Origin of the sequence: Serratia sp. SSNIH1 (genome assembly GCF_002935055.1) — a bacterium.
Lineage (GTDB): Bacteria > Pseudomonadota > Gammaproteobacteria > Enterobacterales > Enterobacteriaceae > Serratia > Serratia nevei.
The window spans coordinates 335,246-357,644 of the sequence record NZ_CP026383.1; the positions used below are offsets into that span (position 1 = coordinate 335,246).

A 22,399-nucleotide genomic window follows, 5' to 3' on the forward strand; every position below is an offset into this window, starting at 1 on the left:
GTCGCCACATCGCAGCGCGACGGAGTGCCCGAACGCGAGTGGCGCTCAATGACAACAATCTCGCCACCGCATGCCGGACATTGTGAGCAAACAGCAGTAGTGGCGTCGGCATGGGGCTGACGCAAGGAGAAAGGCGTTGGAACACAAGAAAGAGTTATCCATGGCGACCATGAAAGACGTCGCCGAAATGGCGGGCGTTTCAACGGCTACCGTATCGCGTGCGCTGATGAACCCGGAAAAGGTGTCAACGCCGACGCGCCAGAAAGTGGAACAGGCCGTCCTGGCCGTGGGTTATTCTCCTCATGCTCTGTCACGCAATATCAAGCGCAACGAATCCCGCACCATCCTGGTGATCGTGCCCGACATCTGCGATCCGTTCTTCGCCGATGTGATCCAGGGGATCGAACAGACCGCCGCCCAACAAGGCTATCTGGTGCTGATCGGCGACTGCGCGCAGCAAAACCAGCAAGAGCGCACCTTCGTCAATCTGATCATCACCAAGCAGATCGACGGCATGCTGCTGCTGGGCTCCAACCTGCCGTTCGACGCCAGCAAGGAAGAACAGCGCAACCTGCCGCCAATGGTGATGGCCAACGAGTTCGCCCCGAGCTGGAACTGCCGACGGTGCACATCGACAACCTGACCGCCGCCTTTGAAGCCGTGCATTATTTGCATCAATTGGGCCACCGGCAGATCGCCTGCGTCGCCGGGCCGGAACAGATGCCGCTGAGCCATTATCGGCTGCAGGGTTACGTTCAAGCGCTACGTCGTAATGGCATTACCGTCGAAAGCAGCTATATTACCCGGGGTGATTTTACCTACGAAGCCGGCGCGCAAGCGCTGACGGCGCTGATGGCGCAGCCGAAACCGCCAACGGCGGTATTCTGCCACAGCGACGTCATGGCGATCGGCGTGCTGTCCCAGGCGAAGAAAATGGGGCTGCGGATACCGCAGGATCTGTCGATCGTCGGCTTTGACGACCTCAAGCTGGCGCAGTATTGCGATCCGCCGCTGACCACGGTGGCGCAGCCGCGCTTCCAGATCGGCCAGCAGGCGATGTTGTTGCTGCTGGAGCAGTTGAACGGCCAGACGGTGGCCAGCGGCTCCCGGCTATTGGACAGTGAATTGATTATCAGAGGCAGCACCGCTGCCCCGAAACGCTAGTCAAATATTTTAGGGTTCAGTAACATGACGGACTTATCCTCTCATCAGGACACAGCGGAATAATAGTGGCACAAAAAGACTATGTAAGCCGTGGGCGCGCAGCAGGAGCTAAGCGTAAAACCCCCAGCCGTAAAAAACGCAGTTCTCCGAAGGTTTCCAAAACCGTGCTGGCGTTAGCCGCCGCGTTGCTGGTTGTCTTTGTCGGTGGCCTCTATTTCATTACGCACAACAAGCCGGAAGACGCGCCGTTGTTGCCTGCGCACACCACGCGCCCCGGCAACGGCCTGCCGCCGAAGCCGGAAGAGCGCTGGCGCTACATCAAAGAGCTGGAAAACCGGCAGATCGGCGTGCAAACCCCGACCGAACCGACGGCCGGCGGCGAGCTCAATTCCAAAACTCAGCTGACCGCCGAACAGCGGCAGCTGCTGGAGCAGATGCAGGCCGATATGCAGCAGCGCCCGACGCAGCTGAACGAAGTGCCGTATAACGATCCGGGCCAGGCCAACGCGCGCAGCACCCGCCAGCAGCAGCAGATGCAACAACAGCAAATGCAGCAGCAGCCGGTACAGCAACAGCAGCAGGTCAGCCAGCCGCCGCGCAACCCGTTCAGCAACGGGGCCACTACCGCGCCGGTGCAGCAGCACCCGCAGCCAAAACCGACTGCCCAGCAACCGGTGCAGGTGAAACAGCAGGAGCCGAAGCCGCAACCGAAGCCGGAGCCCAAACCGGAAGTGAAGCAGGAAACCAAACCGGAATCGAAACAGAAGTGGATGGTGCAATGCGGTTCGTTCCGCGCCACCGATCAGGCTGAATCCGTGCGTGCGCGCCTGGCGTTCGAAGGCATCGAGAGCCGCATCACCGCCGGCGGCGGTTGGAATCGCGTGGTACTCGGCCCGTACAGCAGCCGCGCCGCCGCGGACAAAACCCTTTCGCGCCTGAAGGGCGTCGGCATGTCGAGTTGCATTCCCCTCTCCGTTGGGGGTTGAAAAGCGTCAATCCCCCCCCATCTATACTCTCAATATGCCTCGTAGCGTCTGCGAAAGCAGGCGCTGCGGGGACTTCTTTCCGTCTTTAACGAGGGTCTGCTCGTGACAACAATTGTAAGCGTACGCCGCAACGGCCAGGTCGTCATCGGTGGTGATGGCCAGGCAACCCTGGGTAATACGGTGATGAAGGGTAACGTCAAGAAAGTGCGTCGCCTGTATAACGACAAAGTGATCGCCGGTTTCGCCGGTGGCACCGCTGACGCCTTCACGCTGTTTGAACTGTTTGAACGCAAACTGGAAATGCATCAGGGCCACCTGGTGAAAGCCGCCGTCGAGCTGGCGAAAGACTGGCGCACCGACCGCATGCTGCGCAAGCTCGAAGCGCTGCTGGCGGTCGCCGATGAAACCGCCTCGCTGATCATCACCGGCAACGGCGATGTGGTGCAGCCGGAAAACGATCTGATCGCCATCGGCTCCGGCGGCCCGTACGCCCAGGCCGCAGCCCGCGCCATGTTGGAAAATACCGAGCTGAGCGCCCGCGACATCGTTGAGAAATCCCTCAACATCGCCGGCGACATCTGTATTTACACCAACCATTTCCACACCATTGAAGAATTGCCTTCCAAAGCGTAAGGATCGAATACCATGTCTGAAATGACCCCGCGCGAGATCGTCAGCGAACTGGACAGCTATATCATTGGCCAAAACAAGGCCAAACGCGCTGTCGCCATTGCCCTGCGCAACCGCTGGCGCCGGATGCAGCTCAACGAGATGCTGCGTCACGAAGTGACCCCGAAAAACATTCTGATGATCGGCCCGACCGGCGTCGGTAAAACCGAAATCGCCCGTCGTCTGGCGAAGCTGGCCAACGCGCCGTTCATCAAGGTTGAAGCCACCAAGTTCACCGAAGTGGGCTATGTGGGCAAAGAAGTGGATTCCATCATCCGCGATCTGACCGATGCCGCCATCAAAATGGTGCGCATGCAGTCGATCGAGAAAAACCGCACCCGTGCCGAAGAGTTGGCCGAAGAGCGCATTCTCGACGTGCTGATCCCGCCGGCCAAGAATAACTGGGGCCAGCCGGAAGAGCATCAGGAGCCGTCTGCCGCTCGCCAGGCATTCCGCAAGAAACTGCGCGAAGGCCAGCTGGACGACAAAGAGATCGAAATCGATCTGGCCGCGGCGCCGATGGGCGTGGAAATCATGGCGCCTCCGGGCATGGAAGAGATGACCAACCAGCTGCAGTCGATGTTCCAGAACCTCGGCGGCCAGAAGCAAAAGCCGCGCAAGGTGAAGATCAAAGAAGCCTTCAAGCTGCTGGTGGAAGAAGAAGCCGCCAAGCTGGTGAACCCGGAAGAGCTGAAAGAGCAGGCGATCGAAGCGGTTGAACAGCACGGCATCGTGTTTATCGACGAGATCGACAAAATCTGTAAGCGCGGCGGCCAGAGCTCCGGCCCGGACGTCTCGCGCGAAGGCGTGCAGCGCGATCTGCTGCCGCTGGTGGAAGGCTGCACCGTGTCGACCAAGCACGGTATGGTGAAGACCGACCACATCCTGTTCATCGCTTCCGGCGCGTTCCAGACCGCCAATCCGTCGGATCTGATCCCGGAACTGCAGGGCCGTCTGCCGATCCGCGTTGAGCTGCAGGCGCTGACCACCGAAGACTTCGAGCGCATCCTGACCGAGCCGAGCGCGTCGCTGACCGAGCAGTACAAAGCGCTGATGGGCACCGAAGGCGTCAACATCGAGTTCACCGCCGACGGCATCCGCCGCATCGCCGAAGCCGCGTGGCAGGTCAACGAAAGCACCGAGAACATCGGCGCGCGTCGTCTGCACACCGTGCTGGAACGTCTGATGGAAGATATTTCCTACGATGCGAGTGAAATTAATGGCCAATCCATTACAATTGATGCGGATTACGTGCGCAGTCATCTGGATGAACTGGTGGCGGATGAAGATTTGAGTCGTTTTATCCTATAATCGCTCAATCATTGTCTTGTCAGTCATCTGTGTGGGAGGCATTGCCTCCCACAATTATTTCTAACGGACACCGCAACTCACTGACAGAAGCGAAACATGAGCTCATCAACCTCCACCACCCCGATCTCCGCCTGGCTGGAAAGTCTACGCCCCCGCACCCTGCCGCTGGCCTTTGCCTCCATCGTGGTCGGCTCGGCCATCGCCGCCTGGCACGGCAGCCTGAAACCTGAAGTGGCGCTGCTGGCGCTGTTGACCGCCGGCCTGCTGCAGATCCTCTCCAACCTGGCGAACGACTACGGCGATGCGGTCAAAGGCAGCGATAAAGAAGATCGCATCGGGCCGTTGCGCGGCATGCAAAAAGGCATGATCACCCAGGCGCAGATGAAACGGGCGCTGGTGGTGACGGTGGTGCTGATCGCCCTCGCCGGCTGTTCGCTGATCGCCGTCGCCTGCGAGCAACCCAGCGACGTAGTAGGCTTCCTGGTGCTGGGCGGGCTGTCTATCGTGGCGGCCATCACCTATACCGTCGGCAATAAGCCCTACGGGTATTTGGGGCTGGGTGACATCTCGGTGCTGGTGTTCTTCGGCTGGCTGAGCGTGGCCGGCACCTACTATTTACAAACGCACACCTTCGACAGCGTCGTGATGCTGCCGGCCACCGCCTGTGGCCTGCTGGCGACGGCGGTGCTCAACATCAACAATCTGCGCGATATCGAGAGCGATCGCGAGAACGGTAAGAACACGCTGGCGGTGCGTCTCGGCCCGCACAAGGCGCGCATTTACCATGCCCTACTGCTCGGCGGCGCGGTGCTGTGTTTCGCGCTGTTTACACTGTTCAATCTCCACAGCCCGTGGGGCTGGCTGTTCGTGCTGGCGATCCCGCTGTTGGTGCGCCACGGCCTGCGCGTGCTGCGCGATCCGACGCCGGTCGGCATGCGGCCGATGCTGGAACACATGGTCAAGGCGGCGTTGCTGGCCAACCTGCTGTTCGCCATCGGCGTGGCGCTCAGTTAAAAACTGATGATTTTGCCAACAGGGCGAATAAAGGGATATACTGAACATTCCAGCGGCAAACAGACGTAAAATCCTATGAAATACGATACTTCCGAACTTTGCGACATCTATCATGAAGAGGTGAACGTTGTTGAACCTCTGTTCTCCAATTTTGGCGGGCGTACTTCATTTGGCGGGCAGATCACCACGGTGAAATGCTTTGAGGATAACGGCCTGTTGTTCGATCTGCTTGAAGAAAACGGCCGCGGCCGCGTGCTGTTGGTCGACGGCGGCGGTTCGGTTCGCCGGGCGCTGATCAACGCCGAACTGGCGCGCCTGGCCGCCCAGAACGAATGGGAAGGCATCGTGGTGTACGGCGCGGTGCGTCAGGTGGACGATCTGGAAGAGCTCGACATCGGCATTCAGGCAATGGCGGCGATCCCGGTGGGTGCCGTGAGCGAAGGCGTGGGCGAAAGCGATATCCGCGTCAACTTCGGTGGCGTCACCTTCTTCTCCGGCGATCACCTGTATGCCGACAACACCGGCATCATCCTCTCCGAAGACCCGCTCGACATCGAGTGATTTTCGGTCATGAAAAAGGGCGCCTAAGGCGCCCTTTTCGTTGCTGCATGGCGTGAGGAATCAGACCTCTTCCATTTTGCCCAGCAGAGCACGCAGGCGATCTTGCCATACGTGCTGTTCTTCTTTCAGCTGTTGGTTTTCGCGCACCAGCGCTTCGTGGTTGCCGGAGGCAGCCTGAACTTCCTGCGACAGAGAGTTGTTTTTGTCTTTCAGCTCTTCAATTTCCATCTGCAACAAGGTGATGGTATCAATCGCCTGCTGTACTTTTGCTTCCAGTTTCTCAAATACTTCAAATGACATGCTTCAGTCCCCTCATGATAGCAAGGCGTACATCTATAAGTAGCGGCCGCAACGTCGGCTGCAGCTACTGCGAATATTGCATCGCGCTCAGTGACGCGCGCCGTTACGGAAGGCGCGCCAGTCTCGATTCGTTAAAAACGATTGTAAGTAGCCAGTCTCCGCCTGTCTAGCAACATACCGGATCATCGCGCAGTCTGTTGCAATTTTCCTGCCCCCACCATCAGCAAAAACTGAAAATCCCCGCCGCCACCGCCGCGAGTTGTTAACAACCCTCGCCAAACCACTGGTCAGATCACACTTTTATGGCTCAGAAAGAACACTAAACGACGCGAAATCGCTCAATTTTATGACGCGCCACACACATTTTGATTTCGCTATTTCTCGTTTATGTTCGTTAACGATAAATTTACATCACGTCCTTATTCAATAATTGGACGAGATGAAAAAAAACTGTGCCCATAGGCCGGATGTATACCCAACTGAGCCTATAAACCAACAACCGCCGTTTTGCAGGACAACAACATTATGAGCCAAACCACCAGTCCGACATTAAAAGGCCAGTGCATCGCCGAGTTCCTCGGCACGGCGCTGCTGATCTTCTTTGGCGTAGGCTGCGTTGCCGCGCTGAAACTGGCGGGCGCCAGCTTCGGCCAGTGGGAAATCAGCATCATTTGGGGCCTGGGCGTCGCCATGGCCATCTATCTAACCGCCGCCATTTCCGGCGCGCATCTCAACCCTGCGGTCACTCTCGCTCTGTGGCTGTTCGCCTGCTTCGACGGGCGCAAAGTGGTGCCTTACATCATTGCGCAGGTCGCCGGTGCCTTCTGCGCCGCTGCCCTGGTCTATGGGCTGTACTACAACCTGTTCTTCGACTTCGAAGCGGCTCACCACATGGTGCGCGGCAGCAACGAAAGCCTCGAACTGGCGGGCATCTTCTCGACTTACCCTAACGCGCACATCTCCGTCGGCCAGGCCTTCCTGGTAGAAACGGTGATCGCCGCCATTCTGATGTGCCTGATCCTGGCACTGACCGACGACGGCAACGGCATTCCGCGCGGCCCGCTGGCCCCGCTGCTGATCGGTATTCTGATTGCCGTGATCGGCGCCTCCATGGGACCATTGACCGGCTTTGCGTTGAACCCGGCGCGTGACTTCGGGCCGAAACTGTTCGCCTACCTGGCCGGCTGGGGCAAAGTCGCCTTCACCGGCGCACGCGACATCCCGTACTTCCTGGTGCCGATCTTCGCCCCTATCGTCGGCTGTGGCCTGGGCGCTTTCGGTTACCGCGCGCTGATTGGCCGCCACCTGCCGTGCGACGTCTGCGTGACGGAAGAAGAGCCTGATGCCAAGACCCAGCAGCGCAAAGCGTGATGGGTGCAGTTTTACACGGTTAACAACAGCAGGATAATTACCATGACTGTAGAAAAAAAATACATTGTCGCACTCGACCAAGGGACCACCAGCTCACGCGCCGTCGTGCTCGATCACGACGCCAACATCGTTGCGGTATCGCAGCGCGAATTCCCGCAGATCTATCCAAAGGCCGGCTGGGTTGAGCACGACCCGATGGAGATCTGGGCGTCGCAAAGCTCGACGCTGGTAGAAGTGCTGGCGAAAGCCGACATCAATTCCGATCAGATCGCCGGCATTGGCATCACCAACCAGCGCGAAACCACCATCGTCTGGGAAAAAGAGACCGGCAAGCCAATTTACAACGCCATCGTCTGGCAGTGCCGCCGCACCGCCGACATCTGCGAGAAGCTCAAGCGCGACGGGCTGGAAGAGTACATCCGTCACAACACCGGCCTGGTGGTTGACCCGTACTTCTCCGGCACCAAGGTGAAGTGGATCCTGGACAACGTCGAAGGCGCCCGCGAGCGCGCCAAGCGCGGCGAACTGCTGTTCGGCACCGTCGATACCTGGCTGGTGTGGAAAATGACCCAGGGGCGCGTACACGTTACCGATTACACCAACGCCTCACGCACCATGATGTTCAACATCCACGAGCTGGACTGGGATGAGCGCATGCTGGAAGTGCTGGATATCCCGCACGCCATGCTGCCGAAAGTCCGTCCTTCCTCCGAGGTGTACGGCCAGACCAACATCGGCGGTAAAGGCGGCACGCGTATTCCTATCGCCGGTATCGCCGGTGACCAGCAGGCAGCGCTGTACGGCCAGCTGTGCGTTCAACCGGGCATGGCGAAGAACACCTACGGCACCGGCTGCTTCCTGCTGATGAACACCGGCAAAGAAGCGGTACGCTCGAAAAACGGCCTGCTGACCACCATCGCCTGCGGCCCGCGCGGCGAAGTGAACTATGCGCTGGAAGGCGCAGTGTTCATCGGCGGTGCGTCTATCCAGTGGTTGCGCGATGAGCTGAAACTGATCAGCGACGCCGCCGACTCCGAATACTTCGCCACCAAGGTGAAAGACAGCAACGGCGTCTATGTGGTGCCGGCCTTCACCGGCCTGGGCGCCCCTTACTGGGATCCGTATGCCCGCGGCGCCATCTTCGGCCTGACCCGTGGCGCCAACAGCAACCACATCATCCGCGCCACGCTGGAATCCATCGCCTTCCAGACCCGTGACGTGCTGGACGCCATGCAGGCCGACGCCAACACCCGCCTGCAATCGCTGCGCGTGGACGGCGGCGCGGTCGCCAACAACTTCCTGATGCAGTTCCAGTCCGATATCCTCGGCACCCGCGTAGAGCGTCCTGAAGTGCGTGAATCGACGGCGCTGGGTGCCGCGTTCCTGGCAGGCCTGGCCATCGGCTACTGGAACGATCTGGATGAAGTGAAGAGCAAAGCGGTGATTGAGCGCGAATTCCGCCCAAGCATCGAAACCACCGAACGCAACTACCGCTACAGCGGCTGGAAAAAAGCGGTGGCTCGTGCTCAGGCATGGGAAGATCACGAGTAATCCCGAAGCTGCCGTTTCTCCAACAAGCGCTGCCTGCGGGCGGCGCTTTTTTTTGCTCCGCCCCGCCGCCACCACGCTGTGATAGACTTTGCCGATATTTTCTTCCCTTTCTCACTGACAGGTTTGCCATGAAACGTGAATTAGCCATCGAATTTTCCCGCGTTACCGAAGCCGCCGCGCTGGCGGGCTACAAATGGCTGGGACGCGGCGACAAGAACGCCGCCGACGGTGCGGCGGTCCACGCCATGCGCATCATGCTCAACAAAGTGGATATCGATGGCCGCATCGTGATCGGCGAAGGCGAGATCGACGAAGCACCGATGCTGTATATCGGCGAACAGGTCGGCACCGGCCAGGGCGACGCGGTCGACATCGCGGTCGATCCGATCGAAGGCACCCGCATGACCGCCATGGGCCAGTCCAATGCGTTGGCCGTATTGGCGGTGGGCGATCGCGGCACCTTCCTGCACGCACCGGACATGTACATGGAGAAGCTGGTGGTCGGCCCGGCGGCGCGCGGCGCCATCGATCTCGACCTGCCGCTGGCGGAGAATCTGCAGAACGTCGCCGCACAGCTGGGCAAACCGCTGTCGCAGCTGACGGTGATCGTCTTGGCCAAACCGCGCCACGACGGCGTCATCGCGCAGATGCAACAGCTGGGCGTGCGGGTGTTCGCCATTCCTGACGGCGACGTGGCGGCCTCCATTCTCACCTGCATGCCGGAAAGCGAGGTCGATGTGATGTATGGCATCGGCGGCGCGCCGGAAGGGGTGATCTCAGCCGCGGTGATCCGCGCGCTGGACGGCGACATGCAGGCGCGTTTGCTGCCGCGCCATGAGGTGAAAGGCGACAGCGCCGAGAACCGCCGCATCGGCGAACAGGAGCTGGCGCGCTGCCGGGAAATGGGTATCGAGGCCGGTCAGGTGCTGCGCATGGACCAGATGGCGCGCAACGACAACGTGATCTTCTCCGCCACCGGCATCACCAAGGGCGATCTGCTGGAGGGCATCAGCCGCCAGGGCAACATGGCCACGACCGAAACCCTGCTGATCCGCGGCAAGTCACGCACCATCCGCCGCATCCGTTCGACCCACTATCTGGATCGCAAAGACCCGGCGCTGCACGAGTTTTTGCTGTAAGCCGACAGGAGACCGCCCCCAGCAGCCGCTGAGGGCGGGTTCATCCCGCCACCGGCGTTTTGGCGGGCAGCAGTTTCCCACGCAACAGCAGCCACAGCGTCTTCACCATCAGGCCGATGAGCAGCAGGTTAGCCAACGCGAACAGCCCCCAGGCCAGCACTTGCATATCTGCCCCGCGCTGGCTCTGCAACAACCGCAGCGACGCGTTCGCCATCGCCGATAAGCCGAACGAGAAAGCCCACATGCCCGGGCTGAAGCCACCGGCAAAAAACCAACGCACCAACCTGAACATAAAAAACAGCTGCAGCAGGCCGTAGCCCAACAGGATTAAGGCGAACGTATCGAAGTCGTTGCCATTGACGCATAACCACGCGTAGCAGGCGACAAAAGCCGGAGCCAGCTGAATACCGATAACGCCGCGGGCGGCGGCCGGCAGCGCGGCTTTGGTACGCAGACGGTGGATGATGGCGGGTTCGAGGGTCAGCCATGAAATCAAACCGGCGCCAAGAAACATCATGCCGATATCAGGGTGGCCGGCGGTGCCAAACGCCATCGCGCAGATAAAGTTAGCGGCCACCGTCGGCAGGTAGAATCCCGGCGTCGTGGCCTCCGACGCGAACTCGCCGCGCCACAACGGCGCACAGCGCCAGGCCGAGAAGATGAGCTGGCCGACGGAGCCCGCGACCATCAGCCCATTCGCCAGCGGCAGGCTGTAGGGGTGCAGACCGATGGACACCAACACGCCGCCTGCCGGAAGCAGGCTGATAAAACTGAACTGAGTGTTGTTGCGAAACTCGTCACGCACCGCGCGTGGGTCAATCAGGCAGCGGCAGAGATAGATCAGCGCCAACGCCAGCCAGATAGCACTGCCGAGAAAGATGAGCGACTCACCCAGCCAGCCGGGCCCATAGCCGAGCGTGGCGGCGTATCGCCAGGCGCTGCCGAGGCCGAAAACCCCCAGAACCATCCCAAAGAAGCCGACGGGAACACGTTGAATGAACTGCAGTGATGACATAGCGAATAACCCGGAAAAATACTGTCGGTAAAGTGTATGCCGATCGCCTCAGCGCAGTAATAACCTGGGTCAAACCGGCGGCAGGACCTTAGTCGTCTTGCAAGACTAAGGCCTGCGCCGGTTCAGGAAGAGGGTTATGCGGTATGCCCCTGATGTTGCATCCGGTTGGACAGCGGCCACCAGCACAGCAGGATCAGCAGCGCCATCGCGAACATCAGCAATCCGAGGCTGAACTGCCCGGTTTGCGGCAGCATGGCAGAAAGCCAGGTCGCGAGACCCGATCCCATGTTCTGCATGCCGCCCACCAGCGCGCCCGCCGCGCCGGCCAGGTAAGGGAACGGCTCCATCGCCCCGGTGGTGGCCAGCGGGAACAGCATGCCGGCGCCGAAGAAGAACAGCGCGGCCGGCACGATCAGCGTCCAGATGTTCATCACGCCGAACCAGCCCGGGATCCACATCATCGCCCCCGCCAGCAGGCAGCTAATCACCGAATGCCACATAAGGGTGTGGAAGGTCTTGCCGTCGCGCCCGGCGTACCAGGCGCCGAAAAACGCCGCCGGGATCGGCAGAATGAACAGGATGCTGACGGTCAGGCCGCTCAGCCCCAACACGCCGCCCATCAACACGCCACAGCTGGCCTCGAATACCGCAATCCCCGCCAGCGCGCCGATCAGCATCACCAGATAGCAGCTGAAGGTGCTGTCGCCCAGCAGCTGGCGGAAGCTGGCCAGCATGCGGCGTTTTTCCGTCTGCACCGGGCGGGTCTCCGGCAACCAGCGAAACATGGCGAAGGCGACGCAGGCGCACAGCGCCAGCAGGAAGGCGTAACAGGCGCGCCAGCCGAACACCATCGCCAATGCGCCGCCGATCACCGGCGCCAACAGCGGGCTAACCAGAATCCCCATGTTCAGCAGGCTGTTGGCGTAGCGCAGCGCGGTGCCGGCATACAGATCGCGCGGCATGGTGCGCGCCATCACGCCCGCCACGCCGGTGCCCATGCCCTGAATCGCGCTGGCGGCGACCAGCATCGTCAGGTTGGTGGACAGCAGCGCGCCCAGCGCACCGACCAGGAAGATCATCATGCCGGTCAGGATCACCGGACGACGCCCGATACGGTCCGATATCGGCCCGTAAATCAGCTGGGAGAAACCGTAGGTCAGCAGATATGCCGCCATCACCCGTTGCACGGCGCCGGTGCGAACCGACAGATCGTGGGCGATATCAGCAATCACGGGAACATAAATGGTTTGCGCCATCTGGCCGACGGCGACCAACAGGATAAGCATCACCAGCAGGTGAAAATTCTCTAGTTTTCTCATTATCTTCGTTAACGTTTCAACTCGTCACAGCGTCCCGGTATGGCCGTTGCAGCAGCCAGAACGGCGAGCAGCCCTCTATGGCGGCATAAACTAATCAAATCTGATTTTTTTAGCGAGTTTCAGGCAGATATTGATCCAGGTCACACTGGCAGCAAACCCGACCAGGCTCGTAAATTAAACTGTACGCCTAACGCTTTGGAGTTAAAAATAGCGCCCTTGCAGTAGCCGCGCTTTAGCATTTAATCGATAATTCTTTTCACCAACTTGAAATAAAATAACACCATAGGGATTTGGTTCATGAAAACACCTGAGCTGATTTTATTGCAGTTAAAAGCTCTCGGCCCGCACTCGGCCAAAATGCTGGCAGAGCGTCTGGACATCACGCCGATGGGCATCCGACAACATCTGCAATCCCTGGAAAAACGTGAGTTGGTTTGTTACGAAGAAGCGCGCAGCAAGGTCGGCCGCCCGACGCGCTACTGGTCACTGACCGAGCGAGGGCACGCCTTTGCCGCCGCCGATCAGGAGCGGCTGCGGGCATCCGCGCTGCAGCTGTTTGGCGGCGCCGGGGTGGAACCGTTGCTCAGCGCGCGCGAAGAGCAGCTTTATCTGCGTTATGCCGAAGAGCTGTCCGCCGAGCGCAGCCATCAGGACCGGTTAGCCCGCCTGGTGCGCCTGAGGCAACACGACGGTTACATGGCCGAATTGTTCGACCACCCGCACGGCGCGCTGTTGGTGGAAAACCACTGCCCGATTGGCGTGGCCGGTTCCAGCTGCAGCAGCCTGTGCAATTCCGAGCTGCAGCTGTTTCACCGCCTGTTCGGCAACGACTACCGGGTAGAGCGCACCGCGCACGCCATTTCCGGCTCACGACATTGTGCTTATTTGATTCGACCACGGGAGCTTTAGAGTATGGCTGAATGGGTAAACGGCAAGGTTACGCAGGTAAAACAATGGACCGACGGGCTGCTCAGCCTGGTGGTCAATGCCCCCATCGATCCTTTCACCGCCGGGCAATTTGCCAAGCTGGCGCTGGAGATCGACGGCGAACGGGTGCAACGCGCCTACTCCTACGTCAATGCCCCCGACGACGCCAATCTGGAGTTCTATCTGGTCACCGTGCCGGAAGGCAAACTGAGCCCGCGCCTCAGCCAGCTGCAGCCGGGCTCGGACGTGATGGTAACCAAAGAAGCGGCCGGCTTCTTCGTGCTGGACGAGGTGCCCGACTGCGATACGCTATGGATGCTGGCGACCGGCACCGCCATCGGCCCCTATTTGTCGATTCTGCAGCAGGGCGCCGGCCTGGAGCGCTTCAACAACCTGGTGCTAGTGCACGCCGCGCGCTTTGCGCGTGACCTGAGCTACCTGCCGCTGATGCAGCAACTGCAGCAACGCTACAACGGCAAGCTGCGTATCCAGACCGTCGTCAGCCGCGAAGAGGCGCCAGGCTCATTGACCGGCCGTGTGCCGGCGCTGATCGAGGACGGCCGGCTGGAAGCGGCGATCGGTTTGACTATCGACGCCGAAACCAGCCACGTGATGCTGTGCGGCAACCCGCAAATGGTGCGGGATACCCAGCAAACGCTGAAAGACCACCGCCAGATGCGCAAGCACCTGCGCCGCAAGCCGGGCCACATCACCAGCGAACACTACTGGTAACCCGGCGAGGGTCAGCGGAACTTCACCGGTTCGGCTTCCGGACCGAACCGGTTATCTCCCGGCGTGCCGACGAAGGCACCCAGATCGATCATCATCATCACGATAATCAGCGTCGGAATGAAACGCCCGACGCCCCATTGCCAGATCGGCGCCAGCATCTGCCAGTTCCCCGCCGCCAGCATCCACGCCAGGATCAGCAGCAGCGCCCACCAGCCGGCCTTGTTGCGATCGTGCAGGCGCTTGACCAGCACCGCCGCCGTCGGCCACAGCAGCGCCACGATAAAGAAGGCGATGGATTGGATGGCGACCAGCTGATAATTGGCCAGCGTAAACGCCGCTGCCATCAGCGCCAACCACAGCCCCATCCAAATCCAGAAGTCGCGCCGCCCGATGCGGCCCCTAAAAGAAAAACACCACTGTTGTAACGTCATCGATTCCTGCGCTCTAAGCCTGCCCATATTCTGCGCCGCAGTGTAACATAGGCGCTGCCGGGCCGAGTTTTCCGCCTCGCATAACGCGGTGCGCCGCACAGCTTTCTCGTCAGCGAACCGATAATGGCGTGGGATCTTTGACAAGCCCCGCAGGTTATCGCTTTAATCGGAGCCATCTTTGTCCTTGATGCCATACGCCATGCTGAGAAAAACCCTCGTCATCGCCTGCCTGCTGCAGGTGGCCGCCAGCGCCTGGGCCGATCCGCCGCCCGCCGATGCGACGCCCGCCGCACCTTACCTGCTGGCCGGGGCACCGACGTTCGATCTGACGGTGGTCAAATTCCGCGAAAAATACAACCGCGATAACCCGAAGCTGCCGATTGGCGAATTCCGCGCCATTCCCGCCACCGAAGACGATTCGCCGCTGCTGACGCGCGCCGCCAGCAAACTCAACGAAAACCTGTACGCCTCCACCGCGCTGGAGAAAGGCACCGGTAAAATCAAAACGTTGCAGATCACTCACCTGCCGCTGCAGCAGGCCAATGAAGAAAAAGCCGCGCGTGCCATCGCCATCAGCTATATGGCGGCGCTGATGCGCCAGTTCGAACCGGCGTTGACGGTGGAACAGAGCCAGAACAAGGTGAACAACCTGCTGGAAAAAGGCAAAGGGTCGCGCTTTTACCAACAGCAGGTCGGCGCCATTCGCTATGTCGTCTCGGACAACGGCGATAAAGGCGTAACCTTCGCGGTTGAACCGATTAAGCTGGCGCTTTCCGAGCCGTAACGGCGCGGCATTTAATGACGAAAAGCAAAGCCTTCGCGCTTAATGATCTCTATACTGTTGGGCAGGTAAACTGCCGGTCCGGCAGTTGTCATTTCGACTCTCGCGTTTTCTAGTTGGAGGAAAAAAACATGCGTCATCCATTAGTTATGGGTAACTGGAAGCTTAACGGCAGCACCCACATGGTCAACGAACTGATCGCCGGCCTGCGCAATGAGCTGAGCAGCGTTGACGGCTGTGGCGTCGCCATCGCCCCGCCGGTGATGTATCTGGATCAGGCCAAGCACGCGCTGGCCGGCAGCCGCATCGCGCTGGGCGCGCAGAACGTGGACGTTAACCTGTCCGGCGCCTTCACCGGTGAAGTTTCCGCCAACATGCTGAAAGACGTCGGTGCCCAGTACATCATCATCGGCCACTCCGAGCGTCGCACCTACCACAAAGAAAGCGACGAAGTCATCGCCGAGAAATTCGCCGTGCTGAAAGAAGCCGGCCTGATCCCGGTGCTGTGCATCGGTGAAACCGAAGCGGAAAACGCTGCGGGCAAAACTGAAGAAGTGTGCGCGCGCCAGATCGACGCCGTGCTGAAAACGCTGGGCGCACCGGCGATGAAAGGCACCGTGATCGCCTATGAGCCGGTCTGGGCCATCGGTACCGGTAAGTCCGCTACCCCTGCGCAAGCGCAGGCCGTGCACAAATTTATCCGTGACCACATCGCCAAACACGATGCCGCGGTTGCCGCTGAAATCATCATCCAGTACGGCGGCTCGGTGAACGACAAGAACGCCGCAGAGCTGTTCTCTCAGCCGGACATCGACGGCGCGCTGGTTGGCGGCGCCTCGCTGAAAGCCGACGCTTTCGCCGTGATCGTCAAAGCCGCTGCCGCAGCGAAAAAAGCCTGATTGCCTTAGGCTTGCCATAAAAAAACCCCGGCTTGCCGGGGTTTTTTATTGCCGCTCAGCCGGCATCAGCGTTTGCTGATCTCATCGAACACGCCGCCGGTGGCGAAGTGCACCTTCTGCGCTTCGGTCCAGCCGCCGAAGGTGTCATCCACGGTGAACAGCTTCAGCTGTGGGAACTGCCCGGCGAACTTGGCCGCCACCGCCGCATCGCGCGGACGGTAATAGTGCTGTGCCGCGATGGTCTGCCCTTCCGGCGAATACAGATACTTCAGGTAGGCGGTCGCCACATCGCGGGTACCGCGTTTATCGACCACCTTATCCACTACCGACACCGTCGGTTCGGCCAGGATCGATTCACTCGGGGTGATAATCTCGAACTTGTCTTTGCCCAGCTCTTTCTCCGCCAGCAACGCTTCGTTTTCCCAGGCGATCAGTACGTCGCCGATGCCGCGCTCAACGAAGGTGTTGGTCGAGCCGCGCGCGCCGGAATCCAGCACTTCGACGTTCTTGTACAGGTTTTTGACGAACTCCTGCGCCTTGACCTTATCGTTGTTGTTGTGGTGCAACGCGTAGCCCCAGGCGGCCAGGTAGTTCCAGCGGGCACCGCCGGAGGTTTTCGGGTTCGGGGTGATCACCGACACGCCCGGCTTGAGCAAATCGGGCCAGTCGTGAATTTGTTTCGGGTTGCCTTTGCGCACCAGGAAGACGATGGTCGAGGTGTAAGGCGCCGAGTTGTCCGGCAGGCGTTTGATCCAGTCTTTCTCGATACGCCCGCGTTCGGCGATGGCGTCGACGTCATAGGCCAATGCCAGCGTCACCACGTCGGCCTCGATACCGTTGATCACCGAAGTCGCCTGTTTGCCGGAGCCGCCATGCGACTGGCGCACCGTCACCTTGTCGCCGGTTTCCGCCTGATAGTGCTTGCTGAATGCCGTGTTGTAAGCCTGATAGAACTCACGCGTCGGATCGTAGGACACGTTCAGCAATTGAATATCCTTCGCCATGGCGCCGGACGCCAACAGCACCAATGTCAGACCTACACCCCATTTACGCATCGACAGGCTCTCCCAGAAAATTAAGCGCAACCTCAATCGGTTGATTTAGCATCAGAGCCTGCCAGAAACTTTCCCGGCAATTAAAGAATAAAAAATTTTGGGATAGATGATTCCGGAATATATCGCCGACGGGCATAAAAAAGCCCCCGCGAGCGGAGGCTTTTCTGTCGTGCGGTGAGCGGCGTATCAGTACAGTTTTTTCGCCGTTTCCAGCCAGTCGCCCTTGAACGGACGCTTCATGTTTTCGATCGCGTCGATGATGTCGTGGTGCACCATTTTTTCGTTCTGGATACCGACGCAGCGGCCGCCGTAGCCCTGCAGCAGCAGCTCGATGGCGTAGGCGCCCATGCGCGAGGCCAGGATGCGATCGTAGGCAACCGGCGAACCGCCGCGTTGAATGTGGCCCAGCACGGTGGCGCGGGTTTCACGCTTGGTTTCCTGCTCGATGTGGCGCGCCAGCTCATCGATGTCGCAGATGTGCTCGGTGATCGCCACGATGGCGTGTTTTTTACCCTTGGCGATACCGGCCTTGATTTCGCACACCAGATCTTCGCGGTTGAATTCGATTTCAGGCAGCACGATGAATTCGCAACCGCCGGCAATCGCCGCCGCCAGCGTCAGATCGCCGCAGTAACGGCCCATCACTTCCACGATGGAGATACGCTGGTGCGAAGAGGAGGTATCGCGCAGGCGGTCGATCGCTTCCACCACGGTTTCCAGCGCGGTGAAGTAACCGATGGTGTAGTCGGTGCCGGCAACGTCGTTATCGATGGTGCCCGGCAGACCGATGCACGGGAAGCCTTCTTCCGTCAGGCGTTTGGCGCCCATGTAGGAACCGTCGCCGCCGATCACCACCAGCGCGTCGATGCCGCGATTCTTCAGGTTTTCAATCGCCTTGGCGCGCACGTTTTCATCCCTGAACTCCGGGAAGCGGGCCGAACCGAGGAAGGTGCCGCCGCGGTTGATCATGTCGGACACGCTATAGCGGTCCAGCTGCTCCATGCGATCTTCGTACAAGCCAAGGTAGCCATCGTAAATACCAAAAACTTCCAGACCTTCTGAAAGCGCAGAACGCACAACGCCGCGGATTGCAGCGTTCATACCCGGCGAATCACCGCCGCTCGTCAGTACACCGATTTTCTTGATCATGACTACCTCTGAACTGTGTAGATGCAATTTCTTAAGAATTCTGTCTCCGCCGATCGTCTTGAAACCTCTCCGGCTGCAGAAAACCAGCTTTACGGCTTATTGCTGGATATTATATCAAAAACACCCAGCTGAATTGATTCAAGTCACGCAATATAACGGTAAAAACACCGCATGGCACGCTGAGCTAACTCAGATATTCATGATAATACTTCGATCTGTGCCTCTATCTGATTATAGCTCCCAATGCCCCTGCCTACCCGGCGGCACCACGGAGCACGGATCCAGGTGAATGATGACGTCCGCCCCCGCAAAACGGTGCCGCAACGCCTGTTCCACCTGATCGGCCAACCGATGCGCCTCACGCAGCGGCAGCGTGTCCTCCATCTCCAGATGCAGCTGGATGAAACGCGTCGGCCCCGACTGCCGCGTGCGCAGATCGTGCGCGCCTTTCACCCCGGGCCAAGAGGAAACCACCTCGATAATCGCCTGGCGTTCGTCATCCGGCAACGCCCGATCCAGCAGCGACTGCACCGCTTCGTAGCCCATGCACAGCGCGCTATACAGGATGTAAACGCCGATGCCCAGCGCGAACAGCGCGTCCGCCCGCTGGAAGCCGTACCAGCTTAGCCCAAGAGCGATAAGAATAGCACCATTCATCATGACATCTGACTGATAATGCAGCATATCTGCGCGCACCGCCTGGCTGCGCGTTTTTCTGACCACCCAACGTTGATAGGTGACCAGAATCAGTGTGCTGATCAACGCGATCACCGTCACGACGACCCCAACGCCGGGATCGCGCAGCGTTTGCGGCGCATACAAATGCTGGAAGCCGGTGAGGAACAGAAACAGGGCGGAGCCGGAAATAAACATGCTTTGCGCCAGCGCCGCCAGCGACTCCGCTTTGCCGTGGCCAAAGGTGTGCTCGGCATCGGCCGGCTGCAGCGAATAGCGCACCACCAGAAGGTTGGTCAGCGAGGCGGCAATATCGACCAGCGAATCCACCAGCGCCGCCAGCAGGCTGACCGAACCGGTGTGGTACCAGGCGACGATTTTGATCAACAGCAGCGACGACGCCAGTGCGGTAGCGGCTAACGCAGCGGACTTTACCATGCGTGCATAGCGCTGTTCCATGAAGGGATCCCGGTCAAAAGGTGTGGCGCTCAATATAGCGAAATGTCGGATAAAAAAAACCCCGCCATCATGGCGGGGAAGACAGGGATGGTGTCTATGGCAAGGAAAAACAGGGGACTACTCAGTCGTACTTCACTTCTGGGCAGAAGCTTGTTGCAAACCAGAAATTTGTTGCTCCATCTGCTGCATACGCTGCTGATGTTTCTGGTCTAAAACACTTTTTTGCTCTGGCGTCAGCAGGTTATACATTTGGTTGCGCACCCGGGCCATTTCGACCTGGCGCTTGACCTGCTGTTGGGCCATCTTTTCCGCCTGGGCATACACGGCGGCTTCGTCAAATTTCTCTGCGGTCACCAGTTTATGCATGGCTTCCATTTCAGCTACATTGACACCAGGCAGATCGTGCCGGGCCTGGCGCATCAAATCGCGCATTTGCTGGCGCTGCTGTTCACTGAGGCTGACACCGTCGAACATATGGTGCTGGCCGGGTATTCGGGTCATCGCGTCGTTGCCGGGAGGTTGGGCTGTGTCCGGTATAGTGTCGGCAGCGAAGGCAGCGGTCGAACCAATTGCCAGCAGTGATGCCATAACTAATGCGGTCACCTTACGCATTTCAACTCCTCAAGCTTTCTCACTTTGCGAATCAACGAGGAGCAGTGTACCGCTACACCTGAAAACCTGCGTCAGTGCATGTAAAACTACGTAAAGTCATGGAATGGCAACAGTTGATGACGTATTTTGCGTCTGGAGGTAAATCATAATGAACAAGATTCTGTTAGTTGACGACGACCGCGAGTTAACCTCGCTGTTAAAAGAACTGCTTGAAATGGAAGGTTTTAATATCGTCGTCGCGCACGATGGCGAGCAGGCGTTGTCGCTGCTGGACAGCTCCGTCGATCTGCTGCTGCTCGACATCATGATGCCGAAGAAAAACGGCATCGATACGCTGAAAGAACTGCGCCAACATCACCAGACGCCGGTCATCATGCTGACCGCGCGCGGCAGCGAACTGGACCGCGTGCTGGGCCTGGAGCTGGGCGCCGATGATTATCTGCCGAAACCCTTCAACGATCGCGAACTGGTCGCGCGCATTCGCGCCATTCTGCGCCGTTCCAACTGGAGCGAACAGCAGCAGCAGGTCGACAGCGGCGCCCCGACGCTGGACGTCGATGGCCTGCAGCTCAACCCCGGCCGCCAGGAGGCCAGCTTCGACGGCCAGGTACTGGATCTGACCGGCACCGAATTCACCCTGCTTTACCTGCTGGCGCAGCATCTCGGCCAGGTTGTGTCGCGCGAACTGCTGAGCCAGGAAGTGCTGGGCAAACGCCTGACCCCGTTCGATCGCGCCATCGACATGCACATTTCCAACCTGCGGCGTAAGCTGCCGGATCGCAAAGACGGGCATCCGTGGTTCAAAACCCTGCGTGGGCGGGGTTATTTGATGGTATCTGCAACATGATCAACAGTTTGACGGCACGCATCTTCGCCATTTTCTGGTTCACGTTAGCCCTGGTGCTAATGCTGGTGCTGATGGTGCCCAAGCTCGACTCCCGCCAAATGACCTCGCTGCTCGACAGCGAGCAGCGGCAGGGGTTGATGCTGGAACAGCACGTCGAGGCCGAGTTGCAAAACGATCCGGCCAACGATCTGATGTGGTGGCGCCGCCTGTTCCGCGCCATCGACAAATGGGCGCCACCGGGCCAACGCCTGCTGCTGGTCACCAGCGAAGGCCGGGTGATCGGCGCGCAGCGCAATGAAATGCAGATCGTCCGCAACTTCATCGGCCAATCCGATAATTCAGATCATCCGAAGAAGAAAAAGTACGGCCGCGTCGAGCTGGTCGGGCCGTTCGCGGTACGCGACGGCGAAGACAACTACCAGCTGTACCTGATCCGCCCCGCCAACAGCCCGCAATCCGATTTCATCAACCTGATGTTCGACCGGCCGCTGCTGCTGCTGATCGTCACCATGCTGATCAGCGCCCCGCTGCTGCTGTGGCTGGCCTGGAGCCTGGCGAAACCGGCGCGCAAGCTGAAGAACGCCGCCGATGACGTGGCGCGTGGCAACCTGAAGCAGCATCCGGAACTGGAGGTCGGCCCGCAGGAGTTTCTGGCCACCGGCGCCAGCTTCAACCAGATGGTCAGCGCGCTGGAGCGCATGATGAACGCGCAGCAACGGCTGATCTCGGACATCTCGCACGAGCTGCGCACGCCGCTGACGCGCCTGCAGCTGGCCACCGCGCTGATGCGCCGCCGCCATGGTGAAGGCCACGAGCTGGCGCGCATCGAAACCGAAGCGCAGCGGCTGGATTCGATGATCAACGATCTGCTGGCGCTGTCGCGCGGGCAGCAAAAAGGCGAGCTGGCGCGCGAGCAGCTGAAGGCCAACGACCTGTGGGCCGACGTGCTGGACAATGCTCGTTTCGAAGCGGAACAGATGGGCAAGCAGTTGGAGATCACCGCGCCGCCCGGCCCTTGGACGCTGTTCGGCAACGCGAGTGCGCTGGACAGCGCGTTGGAAAACATCGTGCGCAATGCCCTGCGTTATTCGCACACCCGCATTGCCGTGGCGTTCAGCGCCGACAATCAGGGCGTGACCATCCAGGTTGACGACGACGGCCCCGGCGTCAGTGCCGAAGACCGCGAGCAGATCTTCCGTCCGTTCTACCGCACCGATGAAGCGCGCGACCGCGAATCCGGCGGCACCGGCCTCGGCCTGGCGATCGTCGAAGCGGCGGTCAACCAGCATCGCGGCTGGGTGAAGGCCGAAGACAGCCCGCTTGGCGGCCTGAGGTTGGTGCTGTGGCTACCGCTGCATCATCAACGTTTGTCGACTAAGACAGAACAGTAAGAGTTTGCTATCCTGCGCCCCTCGTTCACGAGGGGCCTGCA

Annotated in this window: 22 protein-coding genes and 1 pseudogene; 15 read left to right on the forward strand and 8 right to left on the reverse strand. The window is 59.8% G+C overall.

Annotated features, from left to right (window positions below; genetic code table 11):
- The first annotated feature begins 136 nt into the window (after window positions 1–136).
- The 6 genes and pseudogenes from cytR to rraA all read left to right on the forward strand — a co-directional run bounded on the left by cytR (window position 137) and on the right by rraA (window position 5,705).
- A pseudogene (gene cytR, locus C3F38_RS01575) lies at window positions 137–1,164 on the forward strand (DNA-binding transcriptional regulator CytR).
- 65 nt (window positions 1,165–1,229) lie between these two features.
- Window positions 1,230–2,150, forward strand: a complete 921-nt coding sequence (gene ftsN / locus C3F38_RS01580; protein WP_055317017.1) for a cell division protein FtsN — start codon at window positions 1,230–1,232, stop codon at window positions 2,148–2,150.
- Between the two features lie 102 nt (window positions 2,151–2,252).
- Complete coding sequence (hslV, locus tag C3F38_RS01585) at window positions 2,253–2,783, forward strand: ATP-dependent protease subunit HslV (protein ID WP_004931085.1); 531 nt, start codon at window positions 2,253–2,255, stop codon at window positions 2,781–2,783.
- A gap of 12 nt (window positions 2,784–2,795) precedes the next feature.
- Window positions 2,796–4,130, forward strand: coding sequence for an HslU--HslV peptidase ATPase subunit (hslU, locus tag C3F38_RS01590; RefSeq protein WP_025304663.1), 1,335 nt, complete (start codon window positions 2,796–2,798; stop codon window positions 4,128–4,130).
- A 96-nt stretch (window positions 4,131–4,226) separates the two neighbouring features.
- A complete protein-coding gene (locus tag C3F38_RS01595) occupies window positions 4,227–5,144 on the forward strand; it encodes a 1,4-dihydroxy-2-naphthoate polyprenyltransferase (RefSeq protein WP_015379416.1) in 918 nt (305 codons plus the stop codon).
- Window positions 5,145–5,219: 75 nt separating this feature from the next.
- A complete protein-coding gene (rraA, locus tag C3F38_RS01600) occupies window positions 5,220–5,705 on the forward strand; it encodes a ribonuclease E activity regulator RraA (RefSeq protein ID WP_038872664.1) in 486 nt (161 codons plus the stop codon).
- 60 nt (window positions 5,706–5,765) lie between these two features.
- Here the strand turns inward: rraA and zapB are convergent, their stop codons facing one another.
- Window positions 5,766–6,005, reverse strand: coding sequence for a septal ring assembly protein ZapB (zapB, locus tag C3F38_RS01605; RefSeq protein WP_004931092.1), 240 nt, complete (start codon window positions 6,003–6,005; stop codon window positions 5,766–5,768).
- A 525-nt stretch (window positions 6,006–6,530) separates the two neighbouring features.
- Here zapB and C3F38_RS01610 point away from each other — a divergent pair.
- From C3F38_RS01610 to glpX, 3 genes are all read left to right on the forward strand, one after another.
- The gene (locus tag C3F38_RS01610) at window positions 6,531–7,376 is read left to right on the forward strand and encodes an MIP/aquaporin family protein (protein ID WP_038872721.1); all 846 of its coding nucleotides are present in this window, start codon (window positions 6,531–6,533) and stop codon (window positions 7,374–7,376) included.
- Between the two features lie 42 nt (window positions 7,377–7,418).
- A complete protein-coding gene (gene glpK, locus C3F38_RS01615; RefSeq protein WP_055317016.1) occupies window positions 7,419–8,927 on the forward strand; it encodes a glycerol kinase GlpK in 1,509 nt (502 codons plus the stop codon).
- Between the two features lie 128 nt (window positions 8,928–9,055).
- Window positions 9,056–10,066, forward strand: a complete 1,011-nt coding sequence (gene glpX / locus C3F38_RS01620; protein WP_048232174.1) for a class II fructose-bisphosphatase — start codon at window positions 9,056–9,058, stop codon at window positions 10,064–10,066.
- A gap of 40 nt (window positions 10,067–10,106) precedes the next feature.
- Here the strand turns inward: glpX and tehA are convergent, their stop codons facing one another.
- Window positions 10,107–11,081: a dicarboxylate transporter/tellurite-resistance protein TehA gene (gene tehA / locus C3F38_RS01625; protein WP_047729618.1), complete on the reverse strand. Its 975-nt coding sequence runs from the start codon at window positions 11,079–11,081 to the stop codon at window positions 10,107–10,109.
- A gap of 134 nt (window positions 11,082–11,215) precedes the next feature.
- Window positions 11,216–12,400: a multidrug efflux MFS transporter EmrD gene (emrD, locus tag C3F38_RS01630; RefSeq protein ID WP_004931102.1), complete on the reverse strand. Its 1,185-nt coding sequence runs from the start codon at window positions 12,398–12,400 to the stop codon at window positions 11,216–11,218.
- Between the two features lie 297 nt (window positions 12,401–12,697).
- Here emrD and C3F38_RS01635 point away from each other — a divergent pair, with 297 nt between their 5' ends.
- Together C3F38_RS01635 and fpr are read left to right on the forward strand one after the other, a co-directional pair.
- Window positions 12,698–13,309, forward strand: coding sequence for a metalloregulator ArsR/SmtB family transcription factor (locus tag C3F38_RS01635; RefSeq protein WP_038872652.1), 612 nt, complete (start codon window positions 12,698–12,700; stop codon window positions 13,307–13,309).
- 3 nt (window positions 13,310–13,312) lie between these two features.
- Entirely contained in the window at window positions 13,313–14,059 is a 747-nt protein-coding gene (gene fpr, locus C3F38_RS01640) for a ferredoxin--NADP(+) reductase (protein ID WP_038872649.1), read from the forward strand.
- Between the two features lie 11 nt (window positions 14,060–14,070).
- Here the strand turns inward: fpr and C3F38_RS01645 are convergent, their stop codons facing one another.
- Window positions 14,071–14,490 (reverse strand): DUF805 domain-containing protein, encoded by a 420-nt coding sequence (locus tag C3F38_RS01645; protein ID WP_038872646.1) that lies wholly within the window; start codon window positions 14,488–14,490, stop codon window positions 14,071–14,073.
- A gap of 199 nt (window positions 14,491–14,689) precedes the next feature.
- Here C3F38_RS01645 and C3F38_RS01650 point away from each other — a divergent pair, with 199 nt between their 5' ends.
- Both C3F38_RS01650 and tpiA read left to right on the forward strand, forming a co-directional pair.
- Window positions 14,690–15,274 (forward strand): DUF1454 family protein, encoded by a 585-nt coding sequence (locus tag C3F38_RS01650; RefSeq protein ID WP_038872643.1) that lies wholly within the window; start codon window positions 14,690–14,692, stop codon window positions 15,272–15,274.
- Window positions 15,275–15,402: 128 nt separating this feature from the next.
- Window positions 15,403–16,170 carry a triose-phosphate isomerase gene (tpiA, locus tag C3F38_RS01655; protein ID WP_004931113.1) on the forward strand — a complete coding sequence of 256 codons (768 nt, stop codon included), beginning with the start codon at window positions 15,403–15,405 and terminating at the stop codon, window positions 16,168–16,170.
- 65 nt (window positions 16,171–16,235) lie between these two features.
- Here the strand turns inward: tpiA and C3F38_RS01660 are convergent, their stop codons facing one another.
- From C3F38_RS01660 to cpxP, 4 genes are all read right to left on the reverse strand, one after another.
- Complete coding sequence (locus C3F38_RS01660) at window positions 16,236–17,225, reverse strand: sulfate ABC transporter substrate-binding protein (RefSeq protein ID WP_055317015.1); 990 nt, start codon at window positions 17,223–17,225, stop codon at window positions 16,236–16,238.
- 186 nt (window positions 17,226–17,411) lie between these two features.
- Window positions 17,412–18,374 (reverse strand): 6-phosphofructokinase, encoded by a 963-nt coding sequence (gene pfkA, locus C3F38_RS01665; RefSeq protein ID WP_004931116.1) that lies wholly within the window; start codon window positions 18,372–18,374, stop codon window positions 17,412–17,414.
- 231 nt (window positions 18,375–18,605) lie between these two features.
- Window positions 18,606–19,508 carry a CDF family cation-efflux transporter FieF gene (gene fieF / locus C3F38_RS01670; RefSeq protein ID WP_055317014.1) on the reverse strand — a complete coding sequence of 301 codons (903 nt, stop codon included), beginning with the start codon at window positions 19,506–19,508 and terminating at the stop codon, window positions 18,606–18,608.
- Between the two features lie 132 nt (window positions 19,509–19,640).
- On the reverse strand, window positions 19,641–20,120 hold the full coding sequence (gene cpxP / locus C3F38_RS01675) for a cell-envelope stress modulator CpxP (RefSeq protein ID WP_004931122.1): 480 nt from the start codon (window positions 20,118–20,120) through the stop codon (window positions 19,641–19,643).
- Between the two features lie 148 nt (window positions 20,121–20,268).
- Here cpxP and cpxR point away from each other — a divergent pair, with 148 nt between their 5' ends.
- Together cpxR and cpxA are read left to right on the forward strand one after the other, a co-directional pair.
- A complete protein-coding gene (cpxR, locus tag C3F38_RS01680) occupies window positions 20,269–20,967 on the forward strand; it encodes an envelope stress response regulator transcription factor CpxR (RefSeq protein WP_004931124.1) in 699 nt (232 codons plus the stop codon).
- Window positions 20,964–22,358: an envelope stress sensor histidine kinase CpxA gene (gene cpxA / locus C3F38_RS01685; protein ID WP_103767504.1), complete on the forward strand. Its 1,395-nt coding sequence runs from the start codon at window positions 20,964–20,966 to the stop codon at window positions 22,356–22,358. Before cpxR ends, cpxA begins: the two co-directional genes overlap by 4 nt.
- The last annotated feature ends 41 nt before the right edge of the window (window positions 22,359–22,399 follow it).